The following is a 6221-nucleotide window of genomic DNA, read 5'->3' on the forward strand; positions in this document are numbered from 1 at the left end:
GGGGGGGGGGGGGGGGGCGGCGGGGGCAGCAGCTTCGCCACTGCCACGGGTACCGGCACGTCCTATGCGCTTTCGACGATCGGGACGGCGAACCGCAACGGCCAGGTGACCATCTCCTACGTGGTCGCGTCCTTGACCATCACCAAGACCCACACCAAGCCCTTCACCCAGGGACGGGACGGCACCTACACCATCACCGTGGGCAACGCCTCCGGGGCCGCCCCGACCAACGGCACCACGGTCACCGTGTACGACACCCTCCCCGCCGGGCTCACCGCCGACGGCATCGTCGGCACGGGCTGGAACTGCACCCTGAACATCCTCACCTGTACCCGTGGCGACGTCCTCCCGGCCGGGAGCAGCTACCCTCCCGTCACCTTGAAGGTCGACGTCTCCTGCAGGGCCCACGCCGAGGTGACGAACCGCGTCACCGCCCTCGGAGGTGGCGACACCACCAGCCACACCGCCGCCGACCCCACCGAGATCAAGCCCCACGGGCACGACGGGCGCTGCGAGCGCCACGACCACTGACAGCCCGACCGACCGGTGCCAACGGTGGGGCACGGCCCTGTGGACAACTCGACCCGGCTGTCCCGCACGGGCTCTGTCCCTGCGCCGGAAACGGTCGTCTCCCCGCCGGCCGGGGCCGACGGGGAGACGGGTTCGTGAGGGGCTGAGGCCGGGGGCCCCTCTCCTAGCGGTTGCAGACCTGGTGGGCGGGGACCCGGGTACGGGTCCAGTAGCCCGGGTGCTGCCTTCCGTGGCGGTCACGGCCGGCCGGGTGCCAGGTTCGCACCCAGTGCCCCTGTACGACGTCGCAGTGCCGGCGGTGGTCTCCCGGCCCGTGGTGCGTGGTCGCGGATGCCGTCCCGACCGCGCCGAGCACCGCGCCGCCGGCCAGCGCCACGGCGGCCGTTCCGAGCGCCACGACCTTCTTCGCGCGTCCACCGAACATGGCTGAACCCCTCTCAACTGGGCTGTCTCCCCGGCTCCCTGGTGTTCCGGCCGGGCAACGACAACCCTCCCCGCTCCCGCGCTTCAGATCCCATAGCGCCACACACCGTGACGAAATCAGGAAGATCCATCAACAGGGCTGAAATAGTCATCAAATAAGGCAAAAGCTGGCCGGCGTCACTGCTCGGTCAGAACCCGGTGCGGAGCAGCAGGGGCCGTGATGGCGGTGTGGCTGGTCAGGGTTCCTTCATGCTGTCCGGCTCAGGGGGGTGCGGGGGTGGGTGCCGGGACGCCGGCCGGCGATGGCGTCGCCCAGTAGGACGCCCAGTACGGTGCCCGCCAGTGCCCCTACGGCGATCGCTCCTGTGGCCGAGAGCCTGTATCCGTCGGCGGTGACCGAGACGGTGAACTCCTGCCGGGGCGCCACTTCGCCGTTGCTGCCGAGCTCCTTGTCGAGTTCGGTGCGGAACTCGCCGCGTACGTGTCGCAGGAAGGCGGCGACCTCGTGCGCGCGTTTGCCCCGCTCCGGTCGGGTGGGGCCGCGGTCGGCCCGCGCCCTGTGGTCGGCGAGCATCTGGTCTGCGGCGGCCTCCACCTCGGCTCGGGTGAGCACTCTTCCGGACAGGACCTGTCGCTCCGGTTCGGTGTCCTCCTGCCGGCTTCTCCCGGCGGGTTGCCCGTCGGGGTGCGCGGGGCCGGGCGGCGTGGCGTTGTGGGTTGCGTCCTGGTCGTCCAGGAGGACGGCGAGGGCCGGGAGCGCGAGCGGGGCGGCCACCATCAGGTGGGGGAGGGTGAGGGCGGCGGCGGTGCCGGTGAGCACGAGCTTGGGTGCGGGGGTCGACTCGCGCCGGCCGTCGCATGTGTCGTCCGGGCCGCCGGGTTCGTCGACGCGGGCGGTCGGGGCCTTCAACCGTTCGAGCGCGGCCAGCCAGTCGCGGCACTCGGTCTCGGTGACGCCGTACGCGCGCACGAGTGCGACAAGGTGGTCTGCGCCGGGCGGGCGGGTGGCGTCGGCGGCGAGTATGCGGCCGATGCCGGACTTGGACAGTGCGCAGCCGAGGTCGGCGGTTCTGCGGGCTATCTCACGGTAGGCCGGCCCGCCCGCCCACGTGTGGAGCAGCCTCAGCTTCTCGTTGAACTCGGCCACGGTGGTGCACGTCGACGGGTCGGGTGGGAGGCCGGGCGGCCGGGTGTGTTCCGGCGTCCAGGCGGGCGGCAGCGGGCGGGGGGCCGTCGGCCCGGCGGTGCCGTCGTGGTCGATGGTCATCTCGAGGTTCATGCCGCGTTTGTGGGCCGCTTTGGCGACCGCGGCGAGGAACAGCCCGTCGACCTCCTCCTTGGACGCTCCCTCCGGCACCGCGAACGTGAAGGTGTAGGGCTTGGTCCTGCTGCTCGGCAGGGGGTCGGGGCGGCTCACGTCAGGCCCCCGCGCTCGGGGCGGCCTGCCGTGCGCGCCTGCCCGCGGCGATGCTCGCGCGGCGGGGCGCCGACGGGGAGCGCCCCGGGGTGGACGCCAGGTGCTGCGCGGCGCGCGCTGCGGCGCCGAGCCCGATCGCGGCGGCCTCGGGCGGGGCGCCGTTCGCCACCAGCGCTGCCCAGGCCGCGATGACGACGATGACGATGATCACGGTCCGGGTGCTGCCCGGCAGCAGCTCCGTGCCGGCGGGCAGGACGGTGCTGCGGTGGTCGGCCTTGGTCATGGCGGCGTCGCCTTCCGAACATGGGGTGAGGGCCCCGGGATTGGATGCCGGGCGCGTCAACATGCCGGAACCGCCAAGTTCGTTGAGGCACATGAGCTGACGCACCCGTGGCTCCATTGCAGCGCGCACACGAGCGCTCGCCAAGCGTGGCCGTCCCACTGCTGTCCCACGAAGGTGACGCTTGACCGCACGGGACGGATACTGGGGCTGTCCCGCCGCCGGCTGAAGTCGAAGAACGCGTGGTGAGGGAGCACTGACCGGACCGGAGGGCCCCGGGAAGCTCACGAGGACCAGGGTCGGCTGCGCCAACAGCCGGCCCACCGGCGAAGCCCGCGCGGCCCCGGACGGGACTGTGCGCCAGGACGGGGTACCGCCATCACAACGGGCATCGTGCTGACGTGCCGGGACAACCGGTTGGTGTCCTGGGACGGCGCCGTAGACGGTCCGGGCACACGTCAGACCCGGCAGCCGCGCACTGCCCGGCAGGTCCTACCCCTGCCTGGTCACCCCCACCCCGGCGAGCGGGGAGCGGACCGGGTGCCGGGCAGCGTCCGGCCGGGCCGCGGGCGAGGCGATTCGGTCGAGCGATCTGGGGACGGGACCACGGTGCACGCCCGCGTCCGCGGTTCCGATGCGCCGTGCTCGCGCTGTCGGAGTACCTCGGGGCCAGTGCACGGCCGGTGGCGTTGCCGAATCTGCCCGTCATGATCCCCTTCCCGGGCGCTTCGCTCCGTCGTTCCTGGCAGCTCTGTCCTCCTGCCGGCACCGAGTCTGGTGACCCGTCAGTCCCCTGGTGACCCCGGGTTGTTATCGGCTCGTGATGCTTCGCGGGTGGATCTGCTGACCGTAGCGGTGACCTCGCCCCGGTCTGCTTCCCGTGTCGGATCCCACCGATCCCCACGGAAGGCGACTGTGCATCACGACCTCAACCTCCCGCCGGTCTTCGGCACCGCCCCGGTCAGCCGGGAGCGTGTGCGCTGAACGGGCTCGCCACCGGACTGGTCCGGCTGCTTATCCGCTGCGCGCTGCGGCTGTGGCACGCGCCCGCCTGGCTCGCGGCGCACGGCCTGCTGCTCACCCTGATCGCACTGCCCGTCGTCGCGGCCGGATTGTGCCTGCACGAGCGTCTGACGCGGAAGGTCCTTGCGCACCGCGTGCGCTACACCCTCACCCCGGCCCGCTCCTTCGACCCGAGCATGGAGGAGATCTGGCGCGGCGCCGCGGTCCTGCTGCGCGCGGCCCGCTCCGGACCGTGGTGGGCCCCCGCCCGCGCGAAGTCGGTGCGCATCCGCCTGCGCGCCGACGGCACGGGGGAGACCCCACTCGCCTACAGCCTCGAAGGCCACACCAGCGCGCGGCACCTGCTGTCCACCACGCCCTACGACCAGGTCACCGTGGAGCGCTGCCGCCCCGTCCGGGACCGGGAACGCGAACACACGCTGCGCGCGCAGTTCGTCCTGCGCGGCGACCCCGGCGCCCCGTTGCGCGACGTCCCGCTGCAGCCCGATCCGCTCCAGCCGATCGTCGACGCCGTCTCGGCGGTCCGAGCCGACCTCGGCGACCTCGCCGAGGTCATCGTCGACCTCCAGCCGGTCCCCACCTGGCGGCTGCACCTGAAGCGCGGGCACCTCGCCGCCACGGCCAGGTCCCGCGCGCAGACCGAGGCGCGCAAGGCGACCCGGCGCGCGATCGCCGACACCGACGCCATCGAGGACTCACTTGCCGTCCAGCTCGCGCACTTCCTGGACTTCGCAGGCCGCCGCAGCGGCGGGCGCCGAATGGCGATGACGATCCGCCCGCGCCCCGTGGACACCGGCCAGGTGTGGGGCCGCCTCGCCAACGATGTGGGCCTGGTCCGTCTCCAGCTCCTCGTGCGCTGCGCCTCCGACGTCAAGGGCCGCGCCGAACGCTCCCTCAAGGCGCTGACCGCCGCGATGGACGTGTCCGCCGGACGCTCCCGCCTGCGCGTCGACGGCGCCCGCCTGGGCCCGTGGCAGTGGAGCGCCAACCATGCTCTGCGCCGCGGCGGCTTCGACCGGCGCTGGACCACCGGGCTGGTCGCGCCGCGCGCGGACTCCTGGCTGAACATCGCGGAGCTCTCCGGCCTGCTCAAGCCCCCGACCGTGCACTGCCGCCAACCTCTGACCGCCGCCACCCTGCCCGGCTACGAGCTCGGCGCGCCGCTGATGCCGCAGGGCTGGTACCGCGCCCCGGACGGCACGACCCGGCTGATCGCCTCACCGCTCGAGGAGACCCTCTTCTCGGTGTCCGTGGGCAAGTCCTTCTACGGCAAGACCACCCGCGCGGTCGTCCAAGCGCTCGCGGTGGCACTCGCCGGCGACGGTGTCTTCTTCGTCGACCCCCACGCCGACTCCTGGGACCTGGCAGCCCCGTTCCTCGCGCACGAGTCGCTGCGGGACCGGGTCTGGCGGATCGACCTGACCGGCCGCGACGCGGGCGCCCGCCTGCCCTCGTGGAACCCCCTCGGCATGGACGCCGGCCAGCGCGGCGACGAAGTCGTGCGAGCGGCGGTCGACTCCTTCTCGATCGTGCTCGGCTGGGGCGACCACACCGCCCCGCGCGCCACCACCGTCCTCTTCAAGGCCCTCGAAGCGCTGGTGGAGGTCAACCGGCAGGCCGTCGCCGCCAACAAGCCCCAGGCGCAGGCCACCGTGTTCCAGGTCCGCACCCTCCTCACCGATGCGGTGTTCCGCGAAGCCGTCCTCGACAGGGTCCCCGACAAGGCGAAGGCCTGGTGGACCACCACCTTCACCGCCTACGGCGACGACGCCTTCGCCCCCGTCCTCAACCCCCTGGACCGCCTCGCCGCCGACCCCGTCGCCCGTGCCCTCCTCGGCGCCCCCACCGGCAAATGGAACGCGCGGGCGGCGATGGACAAGCGCCGCATCGTGTGGCTGTGCCTGGGCGGCACCGGCCCCACCCAGCGCCTCCTGGTCAACCTCCTGATGCGCGACGTGTTCCGCGCCGGCCTGTCCCGCGGCGACCAGCCCACGAGGAAGCGCAAGCCGTTCCACATCTGGATGGACGAGCTGATCTCGCTGGACCAGGCCGGCACCGGCTCCACGATCGCCGACATCACCGAGCAACTGCGCAAATTCGGCGTCCGCTTGCACGTGATGGCCCAGCTGCTGGAGCGCATCAGCTCAGGCACCCGCGCCTCCCTGCTGCAGAACGCCTCCGCGCTGTCGACGACCGCCGGCTCCCTCGACTCGGTCGGCGCGGTCACCGAGCAGTGGCACGGCGCGCTCACCGTGCGCGAGGCCGCCGAACTGCCGCGCTACCACCACGCCCTGTCCTTCACCGCCGGAGGCAAGCAGCGCGGCCCGCTGACCGTGCGCGGCCCCCAGCCCGCCGAGGTCTTCGGCTCCCTCAAGAGCAGCAAGCACCTCGGCGAACTGAGCCAGTCCAGCGCCCAGGCCGTCGGCGCGAGGACCGCCTCCTACCTCCACAAGCTCGCCGACCAGCAGGACGCCGCCGTCCTCGCCTTCCTCACCGGCCCGACCGACCGCACCCCGCCGCCCCCGCACCCCGAGCCCCCGCCTCGGC

The 6221-nt window shown here is 73.0% G+C and carries 5 protein-coding genes; 2 read left to right on the forward strand and 3 right to left on the reverse strand.

Annotated features, from left to right (window positions below; all coding sequences use genetic code 11):
• Window positions 1–105 precede the first annotated feature (105 nt).
• Window positions 106–531, forward strand: a complete 426-nt coding sequence (locus tag TR50_RS25870) for a DUF11 domain-containing protein (RefSeq protein WP_042426688.1) — start codon at window positions 106–108, stop codon at window positions 529–531.
• 163 nt (window positions 532–694) lie between these two features.
• Here TR50_RS25870 and TR50_RS25875 read toward each other — a convergent pair whose 3' ends face one another.
• From TR50_RS25875 to TR50_RS25885, 3 genes are all read right to left on the reverse strand, one after another.
• Window positions 695–955, reverse strand: coding sequence for a hypothetical protein (locus tag TR50_RS25875; RefSeq protein WP_042426691.1), 261 nt, complete (start codon window positions 953–955; stop codon window positions 695–697).
• A gap of 246 nt (window positions 956–1201) precedes the next feature.
• Window positions 1202–2371 (reverse strand): hypothetical protein, encoded by a 1170-nt coding sequence (locus TR50_RS25880; RefSeq protein WP_042426694.1) that lies wholly within the window; start codon window positions 2369–2371, stop codon window positions 1202–1204.
• Between the two features lies 1 nt (window position 2372).
• Window positions 2373–2654: a hypothetical protein gene (locus TR50_RS25885; RefSeq protein ID WP_042426697.1), complete on the reverse strand. Its 282-nt coding sequence runs from the start codon at window positions 2652–2654 to the stop codon at window positions 2373–2375.
• A 1154-nt stretch (window positions 2655–3808) separates the two neighbouring features.
• On the opposite strand from TR50_RS25885, the gene TR50_RS47020 reads away from it, so the two are divergent.
• Window positions 3809–6221, forward strand: a 2413-nt coding sequence (locus tag TR50_RS47020) for an ATP/GTP-binding protein (RefSeq protein ID WP_160311186.1), incomplete at its 3' end; no start/stop codon positions are given.

It is taken from the genome of Streptacidiphilus anmyonensis (assembly GCF_000787855.1).
GTDB lineage: Bacteria > Actinomycetota > Actinomycetes > Streptomycetales > Streptomycetaceae > Streptacidiphilus > Streptacidiphilus anmyonensis.

What these genes read in the sequence shown, in the direction of transcription:
- TR50_RS25875 (WP_042426691.1), bottom strand. Translation starts at nt 955, where the DNA reads ATGTTCGGTGGACGCGCGAAGAAGGTCGTGGCGCTCGGAACGGCCGCC.
- TR50_RS25885 (WP_042426697.1), bottom strand. Translation starts at nt 2,654, where the DNA reads ATGACCAAGGCCGACCACCGCAGCACCGTCCTGCCCGCCGGCACGGAG.